We start from the raw sequence: 24,692 nt of genomic DNA on the forward strand, positions 1-24,692 counted from the left end.
TGCTCTTTTAGGGTTTTTTGCCCGCCCAATCAATTGCGGATACCTCCCTGCCGGCCATAAGGCCCTCATCCCGCCGCCACTCCAACCAGCACTCCAACTTGCCCTCCCCCGCCCGTCGCCCCCACCATCGCCGTGATCTTGCAATTACTCGCACACGGCACCATAGCCTGGCACTTCACGTTCGCGATCTTGCAGTTTCTCGCAAACCTCGTCCATGAGCAGCGGAGACGACTCCCGTGATCTTGCACTATCCGGCCAAGTGCAAGATCAGCTAACGCATAAGCACACGTCAAGGGGCTTCCCTGCGAGTTTCTGCAAGATCACAAACTCGGTCTGCGCAGCTCAGAGGGCATCCGTGCGAGAAACTACAAGATCACGGCGGGGAGGAGGGGGTGGGGTGGGGTGTCCGTACGTAAACGCGTCGACATCGGGGCGTACAGCCGAGATCATGGGGGCATGTCCGTCCTTAAGGAGGTCCCCTTTCCCCCCGATCCCCGGCAGCCCGGCCAGAATCAGCCCGGCCGGAATCAGCCCGGTCAGAAGCAGGTCACCTCAGAACGGCTCGACTCGGCGCCGGATCCGGTGCCGATGCGGGTGTGGATCGACGACACCGACAGCCCGGCCGATGTGATCGACGCGCTGGCGCTGTCGCCGTTCGCGACCGGCGTCCAGCCCTGGTCGCGCACCACCCGTCTCGAGCGGGTCCGGCCCGACGCGCCGATGACGGCGACCGGTGGGCTGCTGCTGCGCGTGGCCCAGCACACCGACGGCCACGAGGCCCGCCTCGTCGCGGGCGACGGATGGACGTTGCGGGTGGTCCGGCACGTCAACCGGTCCGCCACGCTCACGGCGACGGCGGTCAGCGAGGAGCTGGCCGCTTCGGTCCTCGCCGAGGCGGTGCGGGACGCGACCGAGACGCCCCCCGACGCCGATCACGTGAGCATGGGTTTCTGGTGGGCGTCGGCGCACGGCCCGCGCCGCTCCGTGAAGCCGATCACCACGTCGTCCTGGCCGGAGATCAGGCGCAACTACCCGCGGGCCGCCGCACCCCGCCTGGACACCCTGATGAAGACGACGCCCGGCGACATCGGCGGCAGATTGCTGCTGCTGCACGGCCCGCCGGGCACCGGCAAGACCACGTTGCTGCGCACGATCGCCAGGGAGTGGTCCGCCTGGTGCCAGGTCGACTGCGTGCTCGACCCCGAGCGGCTGTTCGGCGAGCCCGGCTACCTCATGGACGTGGCGGTCGGCTGGGACGGCCCGGACGAGGAGGACGACGAGGCGCGCTGGCGGCTGCTGGTTTTGGAGGACTGCGACGAGCTCATCCGCGCCGAGGCCAAGCAGTCCACCGGACAGGGCCTGTCCCGGCTGCTCAACCTCACCGACGGCCTGCTGGGCCAGGGCCGGGACGTACTCGTCGCGATCACGACCAACGAGGACCTCAGCCGGCTGCATCCCGCGGTCGTACGGCCGGGCCGGTGCCTCGCCCAGATCGAGATCGGCCGGCTCGACGCCGCGCAGGCCGCCGAGTGGCTGCGCGAGTCCGCGCCGAAAACCGCTGCCGGCACACCGGCGACAGGCATGCCGGCGACCGGCGCTCCCCCGGGCGGTGCGACGCTGGCCGAGCTGTTCGCCCTGCGCGACGGCCGCCGGGTCGCCGAGCCCGACCCGCCCACGTCGACGGGGCAGTACCTCTGATCCGCCGGACGCCGCCGGATACGTAAACCATCCGATGTGCGGTGTCAGGGCGGAAACGACAATCGGCCAGGTGGTCACCCTGTTGCCGGCCGATCTGCGCCGCGTCGTCCTCCACCGGTGGTCCTTCGAGGACCAGGAGACCGGGGTGGCGACCTGCCTCGACCCGTTCGGTGACGGCGGCGGGCGGGCCTGGCCGTACGTCCGGTGGACCTCGCCGGAGCGGGAGATCGGCTTCCCGGCGACCGAGCTGGTGCCGTCGTGGACGGCGGCCGCGCCGCCCGGCGCCTGGCTGGAGATCGAGCTGCAGGCCAGGGCCGCCGGCGGCGCGCCGACCAAGTGGTACGGCATGGGCCGCTGGGCGGAGGGCGACGCCGACGTCCACCGCACGTCGCTGCCCGGGCAGGGCGACGACGACGGAGACGTGGCGGTGGACACGCTGGTCGCGGCGGCGGGGCGGCCCTTCGTCGCCTACCGCGTGCGCGCCACGTTGTACGGCCGGGGCGGTCAGGTGCGGGCGATCAACGTGATGGCCTCGGCCGTACCACGCCTGCCGCCGGGGAAGGCGGGAGACCGGGCCGCCCGGCGGGAGACATCGGCGGCGGGCGTCGAGCTGGACGTCCCGCGCCGGTCGCAGAAGGTCCACACCGGGCACTATCCGCAGTGGGACGGCGGCGGGGAGACCTGGTGCAGCCCGGCCTCGTTTACGATGGTGCTCGACTACTGGGGACGCGGGCCCGCGCCGGACGACCTGAAGTGGGTCGCGCCGGGCGATCCGTGTCCCGCCGTCGACCACGCGGCTCGTGACATGTACGACCACGGCTATCAGGGCACCGGCAACTGGCCGTTCGGCGTCGCCTACGCGGGACGGTACGGGCTGACCGGCTTCGTCACCCGGCTGCGCTCGCTGGACGAGCTGGCGCGTCTCATCGCGGCAGGCGTCCCGGTGATCACTTCGCAGTCGTTCAGGGAGCACGAGTTGCCGGGCGCCGGCTACTCGACCGGCGGCCACATCATGGTGGTCATCGGGTTCACGCCGGAGGGCGACGTGATCGCCAACGATCCGGCGGCGCCGACGGACGACGGCGTGCGGCGGGTGTACCCACGCGCCGCCTTCGAGGAGGTCTGGCTCCGCGGCACGGGCAGCGGGGGGCTCGTGCACATCGTCCATCCCCCGGATTTCCCACTCCCGGACTCCGAAGGAAACTGGTGACGATCAAGGCCGTGGACGTCGCCCGCATGGACGACCGTCCTCTATGGGTGGAAATTTCTGGAAATGAAGCCTGGTGGGATGAGCCACGGCCGCACGAGGGCGGTCGCCGCTGCGTCGTGCGGCGCACGGCGGACGGCCGGATCGAGGACGTGCTCCCCGCCGGGTGGAACGCCCGCAACCGGGTCATGGAGTACGGCGGGCGGTCGTGGCGGGCCCACCGGGGACGTCTCATCTTCACCGAGTGGACCGACGGCCGGCTGTACGTGTGCTCCCCCGGCGGCGATCCGGTCCCGCTGACCCCACCCGACGAAGCGCACTACGCCGACCTGGTCGTACGCGACGACGAGGTGTGGTGCGTACGCGAGATCGGCGGCGGTCCCGGCGGCGGTCAGGATGCCGAGAGGGTCGTCGAAAGGGACATCGTGGCGGTGCCGCTCGACGGCTCCCCGCTCCGTTCTGTCATCAAGTCACACCATTTCCTCATGAATCCGCGCATTTCGCCGGACGGGCGGCAGATCGCCTACATCGGGTGGAACCACCCGGACATGCCGTGGGACGCCACCGAGCTGTGCGTCGCCCCGATCGAGGGCGGCCCGCACCGGGTGGTCGTCGGCGGCGCCGCGACCGTCCAGGCGGAATGGCGCGACGCGGACAGCCTGTACGCCGTCACCGACCCCACCGGCTGGTGGAACATCCACCTGGTCGGCCTCGACGGCACGACGCGTAACCTGACGCCGCTCGCGCTGGAGTTCGGCGACGCCCCGTGGAAGATCGGCAGCACGTTCTTCGCGGTCTCCGACGGCCGGATCGTCGCCATGTACGGCACGGCCGACGAGCGCCGCATGGGCGTGCTCGACCGGCCGCCCGGTCCACGGGGGGCCTCGATCAGGGACATCGCCGGCGACCACACCTTCTGGGCGCCCACGCTGTCCGCCGACGGCGCGAACGTCGTGGGCGTGGCCGCCTCGCCGCACCGGCCGTACGAGGTGGTGCGGATCGACCTCGGCGGCCCGGACGAGGGGGGCGGCACGCGGGAGGTGCTGTCGGCGCCCAAGGCGCTGCCCCCGGCCGGGCTGCTTCCGGTCCCCGAGCCGGTGACCGTCGACGGCGTGCACGCGCACCTCTACCCTCCGCCGGCGGAGGAGACGGGGCGGCCCGCGCCGTACGTGCTCTTCGTGCACGGCGGACCGACCGGCTCGGTCGCGCCGGTCCTCGACCTGGAGGTCGCCTACTTCACCAGCCGGGGCATCGGCGTCGTCAGGGTGAACTACGGCGGTTCGACCGGGTACGGCAGGGCCTACCGGGAGCGGCTGCGGCACAACTGGGGCGTCGTCGACGTCCGCGACTGCGAGACCGTGGCCCGCTGGCTGCTGCGCACCGGGCGGGCGGAGAAGGTGGCGATCCGCGGCGGCAGCGCGGGCGGCTGGACCTCGCTGGCCGCGCTCACCCACAGCGACGTGTTCTGCGGCGCGGTCTCCTTCTACGGGATCTCCGATCCGGAGGGATGGGAGACCCACGACTTCGAGTCGCGCTATCTGGAGGGGCTGATCGGCCCGCTGCCGGAGACCCGGCAGCGCTACCTCGACCGCTCGCCGATCAGGCACGCCGCGGCCGCCTCCGGACCCGCGCTGCTCATGCACGGCCTGGAGGACGCGGTGGTGTACCCGTCGCAGTCGGAGCGGTTCGCCGCCGCGCTGGCCGAGCACGGGGGCCGGTGGGCGTACCTGACGTTCCCCGGGGAGCAGCACGGCTGGCGGCGTGAGGAGACGATCGTCGCGGCGCTCGAGGCCGAGCTGGCGTTCTACGGCCTGATCTTCGGTTTCCCCACGCCGGAGGTGCCCCCGCTGACCCTCCAGGAGGGCCGATAGCCGAGGTGGCCCTTCTCCTCGGCGCGGCCGGGCCGCCCCCCTTTCCCGTGATGGGCGGGGGCGGCGCTAGCGGAGGCGGGGGTCGAGGGCGTCGCGTACGACGTCACCGAGCATGAGGAAGCTCAGCACGGTCGCGGTGAGGAACAGCGCGGGGAAGACCAGCAGGTGCGGGTGCTCGGCGAAGAACGTCTGGGCGACGTTGAGCTGCAGGCCCCACGACACGTCGGGGTACTGCAGCCCGACGCCCAGGTAGTCGAGCGTGGCCTCCCCGGCGATGACGTTGCCGACGTTGAGCATGGCCACCACGAAGACCGGCGCGATCGCGTTGGGCAGGATGTGGCGGAGCATGATGCGCCGGTCTCCGGCGCCGAGCGCGCGGGCCGCGACGACGAAGTCCATCTCCCGTACGGCGAGCACCTGGCCGCGCATGAGACGGGTCATCGTGGTCCATCCCAGCAGGACCAGCACGAGCGTCATCGCCCAGATGCCGTGGTCGGGGAAGGCCACCAGGATGACGGTCGCGCCCAGGACGAACGGGATGCCGAAGAACACGTCGGTCAATCTGGAGATCAGTGCGTCGGCCACGCCGCCGTAGTATCCGGCGATCAGGCCGAGCACGATGGAGATCAGCAGCGCGAACACGGTGACCGCGAGGCCGATCAGGATCGATGCCCGGGTCCCGTGCACGATCTGCGACCAGTAGTCGCAGCCCTGCAGGTCGTACCCGAACACGGCGCCGGGCGCCGGGCCCTGTTTGGACATGCGCAGGTCGCAGCCCTCGTTCGGGCCCAGACGGGCGAACAGGCCGGGGAAGGCCGCCATCGCGCCCGCCACGACGAGGACGGCGGCGGAGAACCAGAAGATCACCCGGCCGCGCAGCTCCAGCCAGGTGTCACGCGCGAGCACGGGAGATCCTCGGGTCGAGCAGGCCGTACAGGAGATCGACGGCCAGGTTGGCGGCTATGAAGATCATGACGAGCAGGGTGGCGACGCCGACGACGACGGGACCCTCCTGGAGCTGGATCGACTGGAACACCTGCTGGCCGATGCCCGGCAGGTTGAAGATGCCCTCGGTGACGACGGCCCCCGCCATGAGGTTGCCGAAGTCGATGCCGAGGAAGGTCACCACGGGGATCAGCGAGTTGCGCAGCGCGTGCACGCCGACGACCCGCCGTCTGCGCATGCCCTTCGCGGTGGCCGTACGGACATAGTCGGCGCGCAGGTTCTCCACCAGGGCGGTACGCGTCAGCCTGGCCACGTAGGCGAGCCCGAACGATCCCAGCACCATCCCGGGCAGCAGGTAGCTGGCCGGCCAGCCCTCGTCGGTCCCCGCGGTCGGGAACAGCCCCAGGTTGAGGCCCAGGACGATCTGGGCCGTGTAGCCGACCACGAAGACCGGGACGGCGATGACGAACGTCGTCCCGGCGAGCACGGCCGTGTCGGCGGCCCCGCCCCGCCGGAGGCCGGCGACGACACCGAGCCCGATGCCGACGACCAGCTCGAAGACCCACGCGGTCAGCGCGAGCTGCGCGGTGACCGCCCACCGGTCCTGGAGGAGCTCGCTCACCTGCTGACCGGTGAACGTCTCCCCCAGGTCGCCCTGGAACACGCCGAGCATGTACCGGCCGTACTGGACGAGCAGCGGGTCGTTCAGGTGGTAGCGCTCCCGCATGACGTCCAGCACCTGATCGGGCACCGGCTTGTCGCCCGCGAGCGCCAGGATCGGGTCTCCCGGCAGCACGAACACCATCGCGTAGATCACGAAGGTGGTCGCGAAGAAGACCGGGACGGCCTGCGCCAGGCGCCGCGCGGCGTATCTCACGACCGCTTGACCGTGATCGTGTGGAGATTGGCGCTGTAGGGGGTGAGCTCCACGCCCTGCAGCCTGGCCGAGAAACCGGACTGGTCCTGCCAGTTCCACAGCGGGATCATCGGCATCTCGGCGAGCGCGATGTCCTCGGCCTTCTGGTAGAGCGGCAGGCTCGCCTCCAGGCTCGGCGCGGAGTTCGCCTGCTCGAGCAGGGCGTCGAACTCCTTGTTCTCCCAGCCCATGCGGTTACCCTCGCCCCACTGGTATTCCAGGTAGTTCTGCGGGCTCGGGTAGTCCATGACCCAGTTCTGGCGGTACGGACCGTCCTCCTTGCGCTGCCGCAGCGTGGTGAGGTAGTCGGAGGCGGGGATCTTGCGGAACTTGATGTCGGCGATGCCGAGGTTCTGCTTCAGCTGGTTGGCCACCGCCGTCATCCACTGCTCGTAGCTGGGGTCGGCGTTGGAGAAGTAGAGGTTGAGCGTGCCGCTGAAGCCGCCGGCCTGGTCGTACAGCTGCTTGGCCTTGGCCGGGTCGTAGACGCACGCCGCACCGCAGGCGTCGGCGCGGTAGCCGGGCACCACCGGCGCGAGCAGCGACGCCATCGGCTGGAACGTGCCGTCGTAGACCGCGTCCACGATCGCCTGCCGGTCGATCGCCATGGAGAAGGCCCGGCGCAGGTCGGCGCCGGCGAACCGCTTGTCGAACAGCGGGAAGCCCAGGTAGTCCATCGTGCCGCCGGCGATCGCGACGAACCGGTCGCCGAGCAGCCGCTTGGCCTCGGCCGCGCTGGCCGGCGGGATCGTCTGCAGCAGGTCGACCCGGCCGGCCCGCAGGTCGGTGTAGGCGGTGTCGCGGCTGGCGTACATCTTGAACGTCACGGCGTCGGCCTTGGCCGCCCGCTCGCCGGTGTAGGTGGGCGACCGCTTGACCCTGATCTGCTTGTTGTGCTCCCAGGCCCCGTCCATGACGAACGGTCCATTGCCGATGGGCGCCTGGTCGTACGCCTCGAGGTCGGCGAAGGCGGCCTTCGGCATCGGCGCGAACGCGATGTAGGCCAGCGTGATCGGGAACTGGCTGAACGGCGCGGTGAGCGTGACCCGCAGCGTGGTGTCGTCGACGACCTCGAGGCCGCTCAGCTTGTCGGCGGCCGGCTCCCCCTCCTCGGGGTTCAGCGCGTCGTAGCCCTCGACGTTGGCGAAGTAGTAGTTGTTGGTCCAGCCGTTGGGGCCGTACGCGGTGGCGTTCCAGGAGTCGGCGAAGCTCTGCGCCGTGACGGGCTCGCCGTTGGCGAACCGGCGATCCGGCTTGATCTTTATGGTCCAGACCTTCTGGTCGGTGCTGGACACCGACTCCGCTGCGGCCATGACCGGCGTGCCGTCGGCGCCGAGGTGGACGGGTGTGTCGAAGAGCGCGTCGAGCACGGTGATCGAGTAGCTGCTGGAGGTGTTGCCCGGGGTGAGGTGGTCGGGCTCGGTCAGCGCGACCGAGAACTCGTTCGCCTCAGCCTTGCCGTCCGAACCGGACGGGGAACCTCCGCACCCTCCGATGAGCATGGTCATCGCCGCGGCGAGGGCGGCGGCCCGTCTTCTGCTGACCCTCACTGATCCTCCGCCTCTCCGTCGTGTTGCCGGTGAGGGTAGGTAACGCTCCACGCCGTCGCATCGGATGTTTTACGTATTCCCCTAACGGCCGGGTCAGGGCACGCTGATCGTGGAGGACGCATGGACGAGATCAGCCTCAGCGCGCGCCACCTGCACGCGGTCGCGGAACTCGGGTTCCAGGTGGCCCGGCAGGGGGCGCACGGCGCGATGACGGCGCTGCGCGAGGTCATCCCGGTGGAGGCCTACGAGTTCGTCGCGTTCGACCCGGCGACCGGCCGTCACCGGTCTTTGGTGTCGTCGGGGCACGCCCGGGTCGACGAGGACGCCGCCGAGGAGTACGCCCGGCTGGACGCCTACCGCCGGGCGATGTCGCTCAGGGTGCCCGTGGTGATGGGGTCCCCCGGCACCGAGCGTTACTTCCGCCGCCATCTGGAGCCGTACGGCTGGCGCGCCGGGATCACCACGCCGCTGTTCCTGTCGGGCGGCCGCTACACGGGCCTGCTGCACATCACCTCGCGCGCCGACCTGCCGCCGGAGACTGGCCCGGTCGTCAGCGCCGTCTCCCCGGCCCTGGCGCACCTCACCGACCTGACCCGATGCGTGATCGACCCGCTCGGGCTGCCACCGGGCTTCCACGCGGTGGCGTTCGAGCGCGGCGGCCGGCGCCGCGACGTGGCCGGGTGGCCGCTCTCCGAGGTGCTGGCGGCGGAGCCGGCGATGGCCGAGCTGGCCAGGGAGTTCATCGACTCGCGCGAGCTGTCCCGGCGCGGGCTGTGGCAGGACGGCGCCGGCCGGTGGCGCGAGGTGCGCCTGCATCGGGCCGGGGTGGGCTTCCACGGGTCGATCCAGGGCGCCGTCATCGCCGAACGTCCCTGCGAGCCGCCGTACGACCTCACGGCCCGGGAGATCGAGGTGCTCACCCGGGTCGCCCAGGGCGACTCCAACCCGCAGATCGCGGCCGCGCTGGTCCTCAGCGTCCGTACGGTGACGACCCACCTGGAGCACATCTTCGCCAAACTCGGGTGCGACAGCCGTACGCGCCTCACCACGAAGGTCATCGCCGAGGGTCTGTGCCGCCTGATTCTCCCCTGAGCCCGATCTCAACAGGATCCCTACAAGCGGAGACGGGCCGTGGTCCGACATTATTGGCGCATGTCGGTTCACGAGCAGCGGCGGCTTTCGGCGGACCTGGGCCTGCTCTTCGGCGACGGCGGCGGGAACAGGTGGGAACTGTCCGTCGAGCTTCCGCCCGGGACCCTCGTGTGGCCGGACCCCGACTACGACCGGTGGCGCACCCATCACCGGCCCTCGTTCTGGCTCAGCGACGACCCCGTGCCGGCCGGGCTGTGGAGCCGTCTGCGCGCCGAGCACCACAGGTCGGGGCTGTGGCCGGTGCTGCTGGAGGACGGCATGCAGCCCTGGTCGGCCGGGCAGATCGCCCCGGACTCGCCGGCCGAGATCGACCACTTCACCGCCGAGGGGTTCATGGCCGAGGCCTGGGCGGATCTCGCCGGGGACTATGAGGCGGAGCTCACGCCGTTCGGGACCGAGTGCCCCGGCCTGGCCGAGCAGGGAACGCCGGTGGCCGACCCCGGCATGGTCGCCGACTGGTACGCCGACGTCATCGCCGAGCGGATGACCCCGCTCGGGCTCGCCGCGGCGGCGCGCAGCGCCGACGCGCTGGTCGCCATCGGCTGGCAGGGCGCGCTGCACCACAACGAATGGACCGTGCCGCTGGCGGCCGTCCTGCGCAGCTGGGAGGAAAGGTTCGGGGTACGGCTGGTCGCCCTGGGCTTCAACACGATGGAGCTGAGCGTGGCCGCGCCGCCCGTCACGGCGGCACACGCGCTGCGCGTGGCCGCCGAGCACTGGACGTTCTGTCCCGACGCCGTCTTCCAGGGGCCGGGAACGCTGGAAGACTACGCCGAGCAGATCATCGGCCAGAACTTCTGGTCGTTCTGGTGGGACTGACCCCAGCCGTGATCTTGCAGTTTCTCGCAGGTCGGGCCGTGAGCTGGGATTTCACGTTCGTGATCTTGCAGTTTCTCGCAGACATATCCGCTGAGCGGCCAAAGCACCCTTCGTGATCTTGCACTACTCCGCGAACGGCAAGATCACGGGGAGTGTCGTGGCCGTCAAAGGGGGAGCACGCAGGAGGGGGTGCCGACGCGGAGGGTCTCGCCGGTCGGCTGCGGGATGCCGTCCTTCAGCGCGAGCACGGACACCGTGTCCGACCGCTGGTTCGCCACATAGAGGCGGTCGCCGTCAATTGCGAAATGCCTGGGCCAGCTTCCCCCGGCGGGCGTCTCTGCCGCCAGGGTGAGGCGCGGGCCGTCGATCTCGAAGGCCGACACGGTGTCGGGTCCCCTGTTGCCGACGTAGAGGTGGCGGCCGTCCGGGGAGAGCGCGATGTGCGACGGGTGGTTGCGCTCCCCGCTGCCGCTCGCGGGCACCCGGCCGGCCTCCCGCCAGCCCTCGTCGTAGACGGCGACGCAGCCGTCCAGTTCCCCCGCCACATACCAGTGGCCCTGGTGGTGGACGAGGTGGCGGGGGCCGCTGCCGGGGGCGAGCCGTACCGGGCCGTCGGGGTGCGGCCGCATGCCGGGCAGGAAGCGGCGCACCAGGTCGGCGCCGAGATCGGTGACGTGCAGCACGCCGTCGGGGCCGAAGACGGCCTGGTGGGCGTGTGGCCCCTCCTGCCGGTCGGGGTCCGGGCCGCCGCCCTCGTGGCGGAACAGCAGCGGCTCGGGCCCGGGCAGGCCGTCCGGCTCGAGCCGGAACGCGGCGACGGTGCCGTCGCCGTAATTGGCCACGACAAGCCAGGCCGCCTCCGGATCGAGCGCGAGGTGGCAGGGGGACGATCCTCCGCTCGGCAGCTCGGCCACCGGACGCGGGCCGTCAGGCTCGTCCGCGAACACCGCCACGCCGCCCTCGTCGCGCTCCAGCACGGCATAGAGCAGCGGCAGCCGGGGATGGGCGATGACGAACGACGGCCCGGAGGCCGTGGCCTGCGCGAGCGTCGCGAGTCGCCCGGCGGCGTCCACCCCGGCGACGGTGAGACCGGGACCGGATCCGTCCGTGTCAGGGGTGTATCCGCCGATCACCAGTCTCCCCGATCGCGTCGGCCGGGGCATGGGTCGGGACATCGTCACTCCTCGGGTCGGGGCCGCCGCTCGGCATGCTACCCATCCCGCGGAGGACGTCCCGCCGGGGACGTCACTGCTCGCGCAGGCGCGCCAGGTCGCTCTCCATCTTCGCCATCACCAGCTGGTACCCCTCCCAGCCGTACAGGCGGACCAGTTCGCACTTCATCCGGAGCGTCTCCTCACGCACCGCCTCCGGGCCGTTCCGGCGTACGGCGTCGAGCGCGAGCCGCGCCTGCCGTTCTCGGTCGCCGTGGCCGGGAAATCCTTCGCTCCGGATATCAGGAGTAGGCATGGGGCCGTGCCCTCTCGCGTTTGGGGTCGAACGGTGCCTACGTCTGACGCTCGAAGACGGCGGTAGGTTGACCGCCTCGTGAAATCCGATCAGGTTGTTTTCCGGCCTGATCACAGGTGTCGCCCGGCCCCTCGGCCACCGGACGGCAGACGTCTCGGCCCTCTGGACCTTGTTAGGGCTATCATCGCCCTTGATGCGTACTTTGAGAGCAAGTGTGGCCAGACTCCACGGAGTGGGCGACATCCGCCTGCATGAGGAGCCGCCGCCCGTTCCGGGGCCCGGGGAGAGCGTGGTCCGGGTCACCGCCGTGGGGCTGTGCGGCTCCGACCTCCACTGGTACGGCGAGGGCGGGATCGGCGACGCCGTGCTGGACGGGCCGCTCGTCGTCGGGCATGAGATCGCCGGTGTCATCGAGGGCGGCCCCCGGCACGGGCAGCGGGTCGCGGTGGATCCCGCGATCCCCTGCGGCGGGTGTGCCGTCTGCGAGACGGGCTACGGCAACCTGTGCCCGGACGTACGGTTCGCCGGGCACGGGAAGCTCGATGGCGGCCTGCGCGAGCGCATGACCTGGCCGTCGGAGCTGCTGCACCCGCTGCCCGACACGCTGTCCGACGCCGACGGCGCGATGCTCGAACCCCTGGGCGTGGCCGTCCACACGGTCGATCTCGGGCACGTACGGCTCGGCGCACCGGTCGCCGTCATCGGCTGCGGCCCGATCGGCCTGCTCGTCGTCCAGCTCGCCCGGCTCACCGGAGCCTCCACGGTGGTGGCCGTCGATCCCCTCCCCCATCGGCGGGCCGCCGCCCTGCGCAGCGGAGCCGATCACGCGCTCGCCCCCGAGGACGCCGAGCCGGGCTTCTGGGCCGAGCTGGAGGGAATGGGCGTGCGGACGGCCTTCGAAGTGGCGGGCACCGACGACGCGGTGCGGATCGCACTCACCGCGGCGCGGCCCGGCGGCCGGGTCGTGCTCGCGGGCATTCCCGACGAGGACCGCACGGCCTTCCCCGCGTCGCTGGCGCGGCGCAAGGGCCTCACGATCGCGCTGGTCCGCCGGATGAACCTCACCTATCCCCGGGCGATCCGCCTCGTGGAGAGCGGGAAGGTCGACGTCTCGTCGCTGGTGACCGAGCGCTTCCCGCTCTCCCGCGTGGCCGACGCCTTCCCCGCGGCCGTCTCCCGCGGCGGCCTCAAGGTCCTCGTCGAACCGAGCCGCACCTGAGCGGATTCACCGCGGTTCACCGGCCGTCGAGGACCTCGCGGACCTGCTCCTCAGTCGGCTCGCCGGCCCAGCCGCTTGTCACGGCCGAACCAGACCTCGCCCAGCCCACCCTTCCTGCGGGAGTTCGGGTCCGGCTCGTAGCGGCCGCCGATCACCATGCCCCTCGCCACGACGCCCTCGCCTTCTCTCCGTACGTGGTCAACCGGCCACTGTCACAGCTCGATCCTCCGCACGACGGCGAAGGCGGAATCGCAGCAACGTTAGTCATTCTTGGGATGGGCGTGAACACGGCTCGGCCACATCGTTGCTCCCAGGAGATCGACCAGACCGGCGCGTTCTCAATCGATGAGAACGAGTGGCTGAACGTGCTGGAACACGCGGGCCTCCGTACGATGCAGGGAGATCGGGTCCACTGGCGGCGCCGTCTATGAGACTGCTGAAACGGCGGTCACGGGGAAAGCAGATGCCCCTCTCGGGAGAGAACCCTCAAATCAGACATTAAGGGATAAAACCGTCATAGGTGGCATATAAGTGCCCTTATGTAAATAAGGAGGGCCAAAACAGCGCAGATCGGCGTTTGTCACCCTTACGATCAGGCAATTATGACATCGCGGGGCGATGGCCACTTAACGGCCATCGAGCCAGATTCACGGTAAATCAGGCACATGATCCTTTCGAGGGGGACTCATAATGCCCAAGCTCAATAAGGTCATCGCCAGGCTCGCACTCAGCACCGCGCTTGCCGGTGGCGCTCTCACCATGAGCGCCGCGGCGGCAAGCGCGACCACCGCCCCCGCGGAATGGGGTTGGTCCGGCGCCTGCAACAACTTCTGCAACGACAGCTCGGACTGGGACAACATCGTCTGGGACATCTTCGTCGCCGGCAACTGCGGCAACACCTGCTTCGGACGGGACGGCTGGTTCCACTAGAAGGACGACCGGCCATCCGGGGTCGGTGTCCGACACCCCTCCCCGACCGGGGAGGGGCAATCGACCGGTGAAGGGCCATCCCCACACCCTGCCGGGAGACGCGCTTCCAGCGTCAGTGGCCGTCACCGCCGCGGTAGCCGCACCCGCACGTGCGGCCCGCGGGTTGCATTGCGTTGAGTAATCAATCGGTAACCCACAGGTGTGGATTCGGTTGTGGACAACTACGTGTCCAGCCGTCGTGTCCGGGCGGTCAGGTACCGTACGTGCCGCAGGTTGGTGGCATATCGGGCAGCTTGGGCGTACGCCTCCCGAGCCGCCATGGCATCTCCGGACATCTCCAGGAGATGTGCCCTGGCCGGGTGCAGCCGATGATCGCGGGCGAGACGAGAATCGTCCAGCGCGTCGAGCAATGCCAGGCCCGTTGCCGGCGCCTCGGCCATCGCCATGGCAACGGCATGGTTCAGGCGAGCGATCGGGCTGGGGGCCATCCGCAGGAGCAACCGGTACAACGCGACGATCCGCCCCCAGTCGGTGGCGGCCTCGCTCGGCGCCTGAGCGTGGACCGCGGCGATGGCCGCCTGCAACTGGTAGGGGCCGACCGGGCCGCGTGGCAGCGCCCGGGCGAGCAAGGCCATGCCACGCCGGATCGACTCGGCCTTCCACAGCGTCCGGTCCTGCTCACGCAGCGGCACCAGCTCTCCGTGCTCGGTCGTACGGGCCGGAGCGCGCGCGATCAGCGTGTCGTCGGCGTCGTCCAAGCCGTGGGCGGCGGCGGCTGCGGGCGGGCTCGACCGGTCCTGCGGCAGCACCCGGCTCGCGACGACGTCCTCGCGCCGCCGACGCGCCTGCTCTGACCGCAGCAGATCGGTCAGCCTGCGCGATGCGACCTGGATCAGCCAGGACTGCGGCCGGTCCGGGATGCCATCGGTCCGCCACCGGGTCGCCGCGGCGAGCAGTGCCTCCTGTACGGCGTCCTCGGCGGAGTCGAAGTGCCCGTAGCGGCGGACGAGCGCGCCGAGGACCTGCGGCATCAGACGACGCAGCAGATCCTCGATCATGTCATCGCTCATCGAACGGTCGGTCAGGCCTCGAAGTCGTCAGCGGATCCCTCGATGGCCCGGATGATAGTGCCGGTCGCGGGCACCGGCCCCGGACACTGGTTCAGGCGTGCGGCGATCTCGGTGGCGCGGTCGATGCCCGCGCACTCGACGATCCAGTAGCCCGCCAGGACCTCCTCCGTCTCGGCGAAGGGACCATCGGTGACGACCTGGGCGCCGTCCCGCAGTTGGACTCGGCGCGCGAGCACCGGTGCGCTGAGGCCCTGGGCGTCGACCAGTTCCCCGGACGCGGCGAGGTCGGCGGTGAACTTCATCAGGAACTCACCGATCGCGGCCACATCCGCAGCGGACGAACCCGGTCGGCCCGTCTCCTCGCCCGCGCCCTCCCCCGTGTCCTTTCCTGCCAGCGCGTCGTAGTCCCGCTGGGAGCCGTAGGTGAGGATCATGTATTTCACAGCGTTCTCCCGTCCATTGGCCGGCGCACCGATGGCGCCGCTCAGCAGAGACGTCGAAGCCGTGCCCGCCGATCGGACACGATCCGGGGCCCGAAGTCGAAGATTTCGTACGCCCATCGTCGACGGCAGGAAGACGACCCGGATAGCATCCCCGTTCGATGAACTAGACGAAACGGACAGCATGGGCAGCGCGAACGGCAGAGACGAACCAGCGGACGGCACGGATGAGACGGACGGCATGGACGGGACGGCTGAAGAGGTCTCCTCCCCCGAGGCCGCCAGGCGCATCCCACGCCGTACCGTCGTCATCGCCACCGTCTGCGCGGCTGTCCTGCTCCTCGCCGCACTCGTCTTCTCATGGCCGCCCCGATCGACCTCCGAGAACCAAGCGGGGCCTCCGGAGACCCCGGCAAGGACTTCCTCCTTCGGGCGGCAGATCGGCCGACCCCTCACCGGCCACAAGGGCCGGGTCGTCACCGTGGCTCTCGGCCGGCTCAACGATCGCCCCGTCGCCGTCACCGGCGGCGAGGACGGCACCGCCCGCGTATGGGACCTGACCACCCGCGAAGAACTCGGTCCGCCCCTCGAGCACGAAACCGGCGTCCTCTCGGTGGCGGTCGACCTGATCGACGGCCGGCCCGTCGCCGTCACCGGAGGCGAGGACGGCACCGCCCGTATATGGGACCTGACCACCCACCGGCAACTCGGCCTACCCCTCACCGGCCACAAGGACCGTATCTGGGAGGTGGCCACCGGCCTGATCGACGGCCGACCCGTCGCCGTGACCGCAAGCATGGACGGCACAGCCCGCATATGGGACCTGACCACCCGCGAAGAACTCGGCCCGCCCCTCGAGCACGAAACCGGCGTCCTCTCTGTGGCGGTCGACCTGATCGACGGCCGGCCCATCGCCGTCACCGGTCAGGACAACGGTCTCGTCCTCTTGTGGGACCTGACCACACGTGAACAGCTCGGCCGGCCCCTCACCGCGTACGCCGAAACCGCCGGCGCCGTCGCGGCCGGCCTGATCGGCGACCGGCCCATCGCGCTCACGGGAGGCCTCTCCTGCATCGCCCACGTGGTGGACCTGACCACACGCGAAGAACTCGGCGAGCCCCTCCGGCACGAAAACGAAGGCATGGGCACGGTGGTGATCGGCGAGCTCGACGATCGGCCCATCGCCATCACCGAATGCGGCGATGTCCGCGTATGGGACCTGACCACGCACAAGCAACTCGGCACCCCCCTCACCGACCCTCACGGAAAGACCGTAGGGGCCCTCGATGTGGCGATCGGCCGCCTCGACGACCGACCCGTCGCCATCACCGCGGACTCGGACGGCACCGCCCGGATATGGAGTCTCAGCGACCCGCCCGCGCCGTCGTGAGAGCCGTCAGAGCCGTGGCCCTCCACGTTCGGCGATCAGCGGCGGACTGTCTGCGACAGCGGTCATGAATCTCCTGATGGCAGTGGGGTGGGCGAACGCGGTCGTTCGTGGGCTCGGCGTAGGCGAATCGGCGACATGCCGATCCCAACTCCGCACGGGCCCTGGGGAGCAACGGCGTTGCGATCCAGTGTCGCGACGCCGGTGTCTGCGGCCCTCCCCGGGCTCAGCCGGCCATTGCTCACGCTCGCAGGCGAAAGCGGCCGCTGTGCCGCCCCGGGAGTCCCCCCTGTGCCGACCAGGAGTGACGTCTGACACGAGGGGCAGACGGCTTGGCGGGCTCGCCCTGCTGGACGGACCCGTCGAGCTCGCTCGACGCGCCTGGGTTCGCCGGCCGGCGGGGTGCACCGGAGACGCACGGCACTCCCGGCCCGCTGAACTCGCCGGACACGTACGGCGCTTGCCGCCTGCTCGACTCGCCGGGTTCGCACGGCTGGGCGGATGGTGCACACCCGCGATCTCCCTGCACACCGTCGCCGAGCCGTACGGGAAACCGTAAGCCCGGGCGGCCAAGGGATCGGCGACCAGAGGATCGGCGGTCGGGGGATCACCGCGTATAGAGGCCGGACCGACAGGGCCGGCGAACCCAGCCGGGCCCGCGGGCTTGGCGGGGCCGGCGGGCTTGGCGGGACGGGCAAGGTCAGCGGCGCAGACGGGCCCGGCAAGGTCAGCAGGCCCGGCAGGGCCGGCAGGGCCGGCAGGGCCGGCGGCGCCCGCGGACTGGTGTGGCCGTGGCCGACTCACCCGCGGACCTCCAGCGGAGCAGGCCTCCGCACGGGTCTCCCCAGCGACCTTCGCAGTGGCCTTCGCAGTGGCCTTCGCGGTGGTCTCCCTGCTGGCCTCCGCCTTGCTCTCCGCGGTGCTCTCCGCACGAGCCTGGGCCTCTCCCCGCGCGTGCGTCACCCCTGCATCCGTCTCCGCCGGCGCGTCCTCCCCCATCAGGGCCCACCGTTCCTCGCCCAGCAGGGACGGAACGGGAGAGAAAACAGTGGACGGATCCCGACCGGAGGGTGCCATGAGCATGTCCAGCTCCAGCGGATCGATCGGCCTCAGCTCTGCCAAGCGCAGCGCCATCCGCCTCGGCCGTCCCGGCGTCACGATATCCACGCGCCCCCCTCGGTCCAGTGCCACGAAATGGCCAACGAATGGCCCACCGGCTACTCCAGCAAGCCCGGCCATTCGAAAATCTATCTGAATAATCTCACGCCTAGAAGGTGAATGACAACTCTCCCCGCCAACTAATTCAATGAAAATTACGAGAAGAAAATACCAATAACCCCGAATGTCCATAACGTCCGACCAAGGCGTATTCGGCCGCCGAAGCGCAAGGAAAAGAGACGTTTACCCAGGCTGGGACGCCATCGTTCGTGTACGAGTACTTCGCGAACATGTGCGAGATCCTCGCGGCCTACGACGTGGTGTTCTCCCTGGGCGGGAAGAGATGGAACAGGTGGCCCGGCGATCCGTACGCCGCCCTTCGCATCGCGGACTCCGGTTAAGCGCCCAACACGGAACAGCGCGGAGCCGGGGCGTCCGATTCACATCCGTACGGCTCTTACATCGGTACGGCTCTTACATCGGTACGGCTCTTACATCGGTAGTCCCGGCCTCACTTCCAACACCCGGCACATGGCGATCCGGAAGGACTGTCCGGCCCCAGCCGCGTATGCGCTCAGGCCGGCTCGTTCAGCGGGGTCAGCGCGGCCGAGGCCGTGTCGTGATCCATCCCGGTGGCCTGGAGCAGATCGACGGCGATGGAGCGCAGCTGCGCGATGGTGACGTTCGCGGAGAACCCCAGGTTCTTGGGCCGCTCCCGGGCCGCGACGGCTAGCAGCGCCTGTCTGGCCAGCATCGGCTCGCGGCCGGCCGCCAGTTCGAGCTGGAGCAGCAGCGCCGCCTCCGAAACCTCGCGCAGCGACTCGGCCAGCGCGGCCGGCGGCGGGCTGGACTCCCCCAGCGCCGCGAGCGTGCGACGGACCAGCACCCGTGCGTTCCGCAGCGCGAGATCCACCGGTACGGCGGCGGTCTCGTACCTGGCCAGTCGGGCCCGGTGATGCCAGCGCAGCGGCGAGATCCTGATGATCTCCTTGCTGTTCGCCAGCGCCGCCGTGAGCTCCTCGACCGAGGTCTGGGTTCTGCGTCCGCGTTCCAAGGCCTCGGCGGCCAGGTCCATATCGCCTTTCTCAATCGCGTCCGCCGCCTGTTCCAGCACAGTGGAGAAGGCGTCGAGCACGCCGGACAGGTGCTTGCCCGCGATGGTGAGCGGGCTGGCGGGCAGCAGCGCGACCGCCGCGATGCCGACGACGCCGCCGGTGAGCGCATCGATCATCCGGTCCAGCCCGCCCGCGTCCTCTCCCGGCACCACCATGGTGACCAGCACCGCGGACGATCCGACCTGCGATATGAACAGCTCGCCGCTGTTCAACAGCCCCGCGACGCCCATCGCCAGCGCGATGACGAGCGCCATCTGCCAGGGGCCCGAGCCGATCCAGGACACCAGCAGGTCGCCGATGCCCACGCCCAGACTGACGCCGACCACCAGCTCGACCAGCCTGCGCAGCCGCTGCCCGAGCCCCACACCCACGCAGATCATCACCGCGATGGGCGCGAAAAGGGGGCGGGCGTGGCCGAGCAGATGTACGGCGACCACCCAGGCCAGCGCTGCCCCCGCAGCGCACTGCGCGATGGAGGGCACGATCAGGCCGAACGTACCCAGCCGATTCCTCACTTGATCATTCAGCCAATCTCGCACTCCTCCACCATGGCCAATTTTTATGACAGGGAGATCACATTTGCCCCGACTTATTCCGATTCGAACCATTCGGCGAGCCGGGCGGCCGACGGGTGTCCGGATGCTCACCGGCGGCGGCCGGAGGCCCGGGAAGACGGCCTGCCGGTACGGTACGGCCATCCGGCCACAGGGCTCGTTCACGGGATCGGCGGGGACGCCGAGGTGACCCGATGGCCGCTCCCGGCTGAATGTCGGTGCGGCCTGCCACCATGACCCGCATGACGACAACCGACCCCCTGGCCCCCTTCCAGTGGCTCAACGTGAGCAAGGGTTACGGCCGATTGGGTGCGATCTTCAGCGTGGCCTTCTTCCGCGGGCCCGACCCGGTGGAGGTGGTACGCCGCTTCAGCCGCGGCGAGGACTCCGGCCAGGAATCGGATTTCGAGGAGCTCGACGACAAGGCCTGCGAGTACGTCTCGACGGACGGCGGGGAGGGCGGCCACGTTGGCGTCTTCCAGGCCGGTGAGTGGTGCGTGGCCGTCGAGCCCTACGGCTGGATGGTCACGGACCACGAGGTGGTGACCGAGCTGTCACGGGGCTGTGAGGTGCTGGCGGTCACCCGCCACGACTACGCCGCCGAGCACAGCCTCGAGTACGCGATCGACGGCACGATCGTCACCGGCTACCCACTGCGGCGTCCCTACGCCCGCTACGGCTCCGACCCCGACCGGCTCAACGGCCTCATGCGGGAGCTGGGCATGAGACCGGAGGAGCCGGAGGACGAGGCCGCGTGGGAGGCCGCCTGGGAGGACGACCACCGCACCGCCGTACCGAGGGGCTTCGCCCTGGCGGCGAAGGTCACCGGGGTGCCGTTCACAGCGGACATGCTCGACCGTCCGATGCTCGTGGGGTCCATCGCGGAAAGGTGACCGTCTTGTGGCCGCCCGACAGCGGTGTTCGAATCTGCTCGTCTCCCTGCGCGAGGGCAGCCTGCGCGAGGGCAGCCTGCGCTGCGATGGTCTCCTGCCAAGGGCAGAGCCTGGCCCGGCTCACACAGTCGTCGGCGTCGACCATGCCGCACGCCCCACCGCCTCGGCGACCACCGAGAACGGCCGCTCCCGCGACGCCCGACGACCACCCGGCATCATTTCCGATCCCGATCCCGGGATCGGGATCCCGGGATCGGGATCCCGATCCCGGGACGACGGGCGTACCCGGCGTGGGGCGGCGGCGCCGGGTACGCCCGTCGATCGGGCGTCAGCTTCCCGTGCAGGTGAGCGCGGGTGTTCCGGTGGTTCCCGTCGAGGACCCGAGGAACCCGAACGTGGTGCTGGCACCGGCCGCGAGCGAGCCGTTGTAGGAGACGTTGCGTGCGGTGACCGCGGTCCCCTGGCTCGTGACGGTCGCGTTCCATGCCTGGGTGATCGCCTCTCCGTTGGGGAGGTTCCAGGACACGGTCCAGTCGCTGATCGCCGAGGAGCCGGCCGTGACCCGGACCTCACCCTGGAATCCGCCGGGCCACTGGTTGATCACCGTGTACGTCGCGGTACACCGCGCGCCGCCGGGCGAGGGGCTCGGGCTGGGCGACGGGCTCGGGGAGGGAGACGGACTCGGGGAGGGAGACGGACTCGGCGAAGGCGTCGGCGTGGGGCTCGGCGTGGGGGTGACCGTACCGCCCCATGCCGCGGTCGAGTCCAGCCAGGCCGCGCGGCGCAGCATCCAGTCGCGCATGTACTGCACCTGCCCCTGCCAGGTGGACGCGGTCGGGGTGATGAAGAAGCCGATCATCGATGTCGTGAGGTTCGGCCAGCGCTGGAAGTTGCGCTGCGCGGCGTTGGTCAGCGGCCCGGCGAGCGCGTCGATCCTGGCCTGCATGGCCGAGTCGGAGAGCGGACCGCGGCGCAGCGTCTGCCAGCGTGCCTTGACCTGGTCGACGAAGGCCGGATCCTGCACGAGCCGGTTGAACCAGTCGTTGGCCAGCGGCTGCCGGGTCTGCTGGTACTGCCAGCCCGAGGTCTGGTCGTTCTGGAAGAATCCGCCCACGCCGAAGGTGAGGTCGTAGTCCCACAGCGGGCCCGCGAAGATCTTGGTGTCCCGGTCCTTGTAGAAGTAGGCGCTGCGGACGTAGGCGTCCATGTTCCGGCTGAGCTCGTAGATGATCAGCTGGTCGATGAAGGAGTCGACGTCGATGTACGCCCGGTAGCCGGTCTCCGGGTCGGCGAAGTTCGGCCCGTGCAGCGCGTCGTGGAAGGTCTGGATGTGGTTGCGCAGCCAGTCCTTCTGCTCCGGCTGCAGCGGCGAGGGGTCGGCCACCTCGAGGTAGTTCCAGCAGGTGGCCGACGCCCCGGTGCACGACAGCGTCGGCTCCTCGGCGGCCATCCACTCGAACTTCCAGATGTAGCCGCCCTGGATCTTCGGCAGCGTGACGTCGTCCTCGTCGAGCTGTTTGAGGTCGAGCCGGTTCTTGCTGTTCTTGATCGTCTCGACGATCATGTAGACGCCCATGTAGTCGTCGGCGCCCACCGAGGTGGTGTCGGTGTTGAGGTAGAGCTCCACGAACCGGTATCGCGGCGCGTACAGCCCCATCTCCCTGCCGAGGTCGTAGACGAAGGCCTCCCGGATCAGCGACTTGTCGGGGAACGGCCCGCGCAGCACCCAGTCGGAGTCTTCGGGCATGCCGAGCACCGGGTAGTCGGCGTCGTCATCGTCGTTGTCCCGGAACTCGATGCGGTACGGCGTCTTCGCGAACGTGGCCGACGACTGCCCCCGCAGCTTGAATCCGGCGCGGGTGGCCACGGCCGGGGTCGCGGCCAGCGAGGTCGTCCCGCCGCCGCCCGGGTCGAAGATCATGGCGGCGGCGTCGAAGTACTCCCGGCCGGGCTTGCCCTTGCCGTACGAATCGAGCACCATCACCGGCAGGTCGTGGGCCGTGGTGGTGCCGCGGGCGACGTACAGGGCCGTTCCCGGCGCCCCGGACGCGGTCTGATCGGTGAACGCCTGGGCCCTGAGCTGGGTGGTGCGGGTGAAGCGCAGCGGGGCTCCCTGGTAGAGCGTCGACTGCGCGGTGGGCGGCCTCCCGTCGGTGGTGTAGCGGATTTGAGCACCACTGATCGCGGTGCTCAGCGACACGCTCACCTCTCCCTGGAAGGTGCCGCTCGGCACGGAGAAGACGATGTCGCCGACCAGGTCGTCGGCCGCGCTCGCCGCCGCCGTGGCGGCCGCGCTCGTGGCAGTGGTCTGCGCGGACACCGTCTCCGCCTGGGCCGATAACGGGGTGAGAAGCCCCGAGAGAAGCACGGCGGCGGCCGCGACCACCGTCGTGCGATGGGTCAAACGCACGATGTCTCCTGTTCGGGTCGGGGGGAGATGGTCGGTTCCGGGGATGTCGACGAGGCGGTGCCGCGGAAGTGGCGACGTAGCGTCCGGCGCCACGGCACGTCGGGCAGGTCCAGGCGGAGCGCGGCCAGACCGGTGGCGTACTTGGAGATCCGGGCGGGTCTCATCCCCCTCCGCCACAGCATGCGGTCGACCTGCGTGGCGGCCGAGGCGGTCTTGGTCTCGACCACGGCGAGGCCGGGCAGTCGCAGCGTGGCGGTGCCGTCCCGCCAGGTGAGCCCGGTGTCGATGGTGATCCGGCTCGCGGTCTCCGGCAGCAGCAGGGTGGCGCGCCGGTATTCGGTGACCAGGACCGGGTCGAGTACGCTCCCGGCCGCGGGGCCGATCGACTCACGGACGAGCGCTTCGTCCACGAAGTCACGCCCCGGCTGAACGGTGCCGCTGTCCCATGGGTGGTAGGGCAGCCGGTGTTTCCTGGTGCTCCCCCGCGCGCCGCGGATCTTGACCTCCAGCCAGCACTGTTCCGAGTCGAGGTAGGTGCGGGTGCGCACCTTGAAACGCCGGCGCCTGCGGTACGCCGCGCAGTGGTAGCTGGCCAGTTGCGGGGTGTCGAAGTACACCGACTTGTAGCGGAAGGTGCGTTCGCCGTCGATGTCCAGCACCCGGGCCTGCGGCGTGAGCTGCTCCAGCAGGCGTGGCAGTTCCTCCGTGGGGACGAGGTACTTGCGGTCCACCCTGGTCTGCAACGCGGCGCGGTCGACCAGCTCGGCGACCCCGACCGGGGCCAACCGCGCCAGTTCCGGCACGATGGGCGTCGTGCTCATCGGCGTGCTCCCGCGGCCACGGGCGCGCCGGGCTCGGCGGTCAGGCGTTCGGTCAGTGCGTAGCGGACGTCGACGATGGTGGTCTCGTTGACCAGGTCGAGCCGCTGGACGGTGACGGCGTGCACCCGGGCGTGCAGCACCTGTTCCAGGTGCGCGACGAGCGCGACGTGGTCGGTGATTGCCGAGTCGAGCACGAGGATCTGATGCCGGTAGTGCCGGAACAGCCGCCGGTGGTCGCCGAGGAACATCACCACGAGGATGAGCGCCATCAGGCCGCCGCTGAGCCAGACCGAGGTGGTGCTCAGCGCGCCGAGGATGCCCAGGGCGAGAGCGGAGAAGTAGTACGCCACCTCGTGCTGGTCGAGCTCCGTCGAGCGCAGGCGGATGATGGACAGCACGCCGAACAGCGCCAGCCCCAGCCCGAGCCCGGCGCCCACGTTGCTGGCGCTGAGCGCGCTCGCCACCGCGAGGACGCCGATATTGACCCCCAGATAGGCGACGACCAGATCGCGGCGGCGGTGTCGCGGGAAGTAGAGCCCGAAGACGAGCAGCACCACCGCGCAGATGTCGATCGCGAACAGGACGAGCTGTGACATTACGTTCGTTCCTCCTGAGCCGCTGCCGGAGTTGGCCGGACACCGCCCGTTTCCTGGCCGGGTCCGCAGGACAGGTAGCCGAAAATTTCGGCTCTTTATATAAACTTTCGGGAACTCGCCCGGAACCATAGATGAATGCCGGGTGACGAGTCAATGAACTTCCCTACGATGCGCATTTCGGCCCTTACACTGCGTACAAGAATCCATTACTCCTCGTGTAAACAATCCTGACGTCATCGTGTGGCGAGACGACGAGCTCGCCGATACGACCCGGTCACAGGCCGATGGCCGGCACCAACCGCCGAGAGCGCAGGGTGACGCAGACCGGGTGCGCCCACACCATCCGACTTGAAACTTTCGCCATCTGCCCGAAATACACCAACTCGAGGGCGCGAGCGTGAGGCGGCGGTGTGGCCCGGCGGGGACCGATGCGTCGGCCGAACGTGGTGGTCGGCGCCAACGCCGGTCCCGGGG

General features: G+C 70.0%; 21 protein-coding genes. 10 read left to right on the forward strand and 11 right to left on the reverse strand.

The window, feature by feature from the left end; all coding sequences use genetic code 11:
- Positions 1-456 precede the first annotated feature (456 nt).
- The 3 genes from AP234_RS07120 (at position 457) to AP234_RS07130 (ending at position 4,776) form a co-directional block, all read left to right on the forward strand.
- Positions 457-1,698: a DUF5925 domain-containing protein gene (locus tag AP234_RS07120; protein ID WP_235558003.1), complete on the forward strand. Its 1,242-nt coding sequence runs from the start codon at positions 457-459 to the stop codon at positions 1,696-1,698.
- 70 nt (positions 1,699-1,768) lie between these two features.
- Complete coding sequence (locus AP234_RS07125) at positions 1,769-2,908, forward strand: C39 family peptidase (RefSeq protein WP_235558004.1); 1,140 nt, start codon at positions 1,769-1,771, stop codon at positions 2,906-2,908.
- Positions 2,905-4,776, forward strand: a complete 1,872-nt coding sequence (locus AP234_RS07130) for a prolyl oligopeptidase family serine peptidase (protein WP_235558005.1) — start codon at positions 2,905-2,907, stop codon at positions 4,774-4,776. The genes AP234_RS07125 and AP234_RS07130 overlap by 4 nt, the downstream gene beginning before the upstream one ends.
- Before the next feature lie 66 nt (positions 4,777-4,842).
- Here the strand turns inward: AP234_RS07130 and AP234_RS07135 are convergent, their stop codons facing one another.
- Genes AP234_RS07135 through AP234_RS07145 form a run of 3 tightly spaced genes read right to left on the reverse strand, consistent with a single transcriptional unit; the run spans position 4,843 to position 8,187 of the window.
- Positions 4,843-5,682 carry an ABC transporter permease gene (locus AP234_RS07135; RefSeq protein ID WP_235558006.1) on the reverse strand — a complete coding sequence of 280 codons (840 nt, stop codon included), beginning with the start codon at positions 5,680-5,682 and terminating at the stop codon, positions 4,843-4,845.
- Positions 5,669-6,598 carry an ABC transporter permease gene (locus tag AP234_RS07140; RefSeq protein ID WP_055478710.1) on the reverse strand — a complete coding sequence of 310 codons (930 nt, stop codon included), beginning with the start codon at positions 6,596-6,598 and terminating at the stop codon, positions 5,669-5,671. Before AP234_RS07140 ends, AP234_RS07135 begins: the two co-directional genes overlap by 14 nt.
- The gene (locus tag AP234_RS07145) at positions 6,595-8,187 is read right to left on the reverse strand and encodes a peptide ABC transporter substrate-binding protein (RefSeq protein WP_055478711.1); all 1,593 of its coding nucleotides are present in this window, start codon (positions 8,185-8,187) and stop codon (positions 6,595-6,597) included. Before AP234_RS07145 ends, AP234_RS07140 begins: the two co-directional genes overlap by 4 nt.
- Before the next feature lie 120 nt (positions 8,188-8,307).
- Between AP234_RS07145 and AP234_RS07150 the strand changes: the two genes are divergently transcribed.
- Together AP234_RS07150 and AP234_RS07155 are read left to right on the forward strand one after the other, a co-directional pair.
- Entirely contained in the window at positions 8,308-9,279 is a 972-nt protein-coding gene (locus AP234_RS07150; protein ID WP_055478712.1) for a LuxR C-terminal-related transcriptional regulator, read from the forward strand.
- Positions 9,280-9,339: 60 nt separating this feature from the next.
- Positions 9,340-10,158 carry a DUF4253 domain-containing protein gene (locus tag AP234_RS07155; RefSeq protein WP_055478713.1) on the forward strand — a complete coding sequence of 273 codons (819 nt, stop codon included), beginning with the start codon at positions 9,340-9,342 and terminating at the stop codon, positions 10,156-10,158.
- A 164-nt stretch (positions 10,159-10,322) separates the two neighbouring features.
- On the opposite strand, the gene AP234_RS07160 is transcribed toward AP234_RS07155, so the two are convergent.
- A complete protein-coding gene (locus AP234_RS07160) occupies positions 10,323-11,333 on the reverse strand; it encodes a lactonase family protein (RefSeq protein ID WP_083501847.1) in 1,011 nt (336 codons plus the stop codon).
- Between the two features lie 70 nt (positions 11,334-11,403).
- The gene (locus tag AP234_RS07165) at positions 11,404-11,625 is read right to left on the reverse strand and encodes a hypothetical protein (RefSeq protein WP_055478715.1); all 222 of its coding nucleotides are present in this window, start codon (positions 11,623-11,625) and stop codon (positions 11,404-11,406) included.
- Positions 11,626-11,857: 232 nt separating this feature from the next.
- Between AP234_RS07165 and AP234_RS07170 the strand changes: the two genes are divergently transcribed.
- Together AP234_RS07170 and AP234_RS07175 are read left to right on the forward strand one after the other, a co-directional pair.
- Complete coding sequence (locus tag AP234_RS07170; RefSeq protein WP_200926255.1) at positions 11,858-12,844, forward strand: zinc-binding dehydrogenase; 987 nt, start codon at positions 11,858-11,860, stop codon at positions 12,842-12,844.
- A 690-nt stretch (positions 12,845-13,534) separates the two neighbouring features.
- Complete coding sequence (locus AP234_RS07175; RefSeq protein ID WP_055478717.1) at positions 13,535-13,774, forward strand: hypothetical protein; 240 nt, start codon at positions 13,535-13,537, stop codon at positions 13,772-13,774.
- Positions 13,775-13,995: 221 nt separating this feature from the next.
- Here the strand turns inward: AP234_RS07175 and AP234_RS07180 are convergent, their stop codons facing one another.
- Both AP234_RS07180 and AP234_RS07185 read right to left on the reverse strand, forming a co-directional pair.
- A complete protein-coding gene (locus AP234_RS07180) occupies positions 13,996-14,844 on the reverse strand; it encodes a sigma factor (RefSeq protein WP_055478718.1) in 849 nt (282 codons plus the stop codon).
- 11 nt (positions 14,845-14,855) lie between these two features.
- Positions 14,856-15,278, reverse strand: a complete 423-nt coding sequence (locus AP234_RS07185; RefSeq protein WP_235558021.1) for a YciI family protein — start codon at positions 15,276-15,278, stop codon at positions 14,856-14,858.
- On the opposite strand from AP234_RS07185, the gene AP234_RS07190 reads away from it, so the two are divergent.
- Together AP234_RS07190 and AP234_RS39130 are read left to right on the forward strand one after the other, a co-directional pair.
- Complete coding sequence (locus tag AP234_RS07190; RefSeq protein ID WP_152990275.1) at positions 15,277-16,674, forward strand: WD40 repeat domain-containing protein; 1,398 nt, start codon at positions 15,277-15,279, stop codon at positions 16,672-16,674. The two genes, AP234_RS07185 and AP234_RS07190, sit on opposite strands and share 2 nt — an antisense overlap.
- Positions 16,675-18,098: 1,424 nt before the next feature.
- Complete coding sequence (locus AP234_RS39130) at positions 18,099-18,230, forward strand: hypothetical protein (RefSeq protein WP_268778019.1); 132 nt, start codon at positions 18,099-18,101, stop codon at positions 18,228-18,230.
- A 173-nt stretch (positions 18,231-18,403) separates the two neighbouring features.
- On the opposite strand, the gene AP234_RS07195 is transcribed toward AP234_RS39130, so the two are convergent.
- Entirely contained in the window at positions 18,404-19,459 is a 1,056-nt protein-coding gene (locus tag AP234_RS07195) for an FUSC family protein (RefSeq protein WP_235558007.1), read from the reverse strand.
- Between the two features lie 281 nt (positions 19,460-19,740).
- Here AP234_RS07195 and AP234_RS07200 point away from each other — a divergent pair, with 281 nt between their 5' ends.
- Positions 19,741-20,391, forward strand: a complete 651-nt coding sequence (locus AP234_RS07200; protein WP_055478878.1) for a DUF6461 domain-containing protein — start codon at positions 19,741-19,743, stop codon at positions 20,389-20,391.
- Positions 20,392-20,719: 328 nt separating this feature from the next.
- On the opposite strand, the gene AP234_RS07205 is transcribed toward AP234_RS07200, so the two are convergent.
- The 3 genes from AP234_RS07205 to AP234_RS07215 are packed head-to-tail and all read right to left on the reverse strand — an operon-like array spanning position 20,720 to position 24,218.
- Positions 20,720-22,801 carry a CotH kinase family protein gene (locus AP234_RS07205; protein WP_200926256.1) on the reverse strand — a complete coding sequence of 694 codons (2,082 nt, stop codon included), beginning with the start codon at positions 22,799-22,801 and terminating at the stop codon, positions 20,720-20,722.
- Complete coding sequence (locus AP234_RS07210) at positions 22,792-23,622, reverse strand: polyphosphate polymerase domain-containing protein (protein WP_055478721.1); 831 nt, start codon at positions 23,620-23,622, stop codon at positions 22,792-22,794. The genes AP234_RS07205 and AP234_RS07210 overlap by 10 nt, the downstream gene beginning before the upstream one ends.
- Entirely contained in the window at positions 23,619-24,218 is a 600-nt protein-coding gene (locus AP234_RS07215; RefSeq protein WP_055478722.1) for a DUF4956 domain-containing protein, read from the reverse strand. The genes AP234_RS07210 and AP234_RS07215 overlap by 4 nt, the downstream gene beginning before the upstream one ends.
- Positions 24,219-24,692 lie beyond the last annotated feature (474 nt).

The organism is Sphaerimonospora mesophila (assembly GCF_001417795.1).
Lineage (GTDB): Bacteria > Actinomycetota > Actinomycetes > Streptosporangiales > Streptosporangiaceae > Sphaerimonospora > Sphaerimonospora mesophila.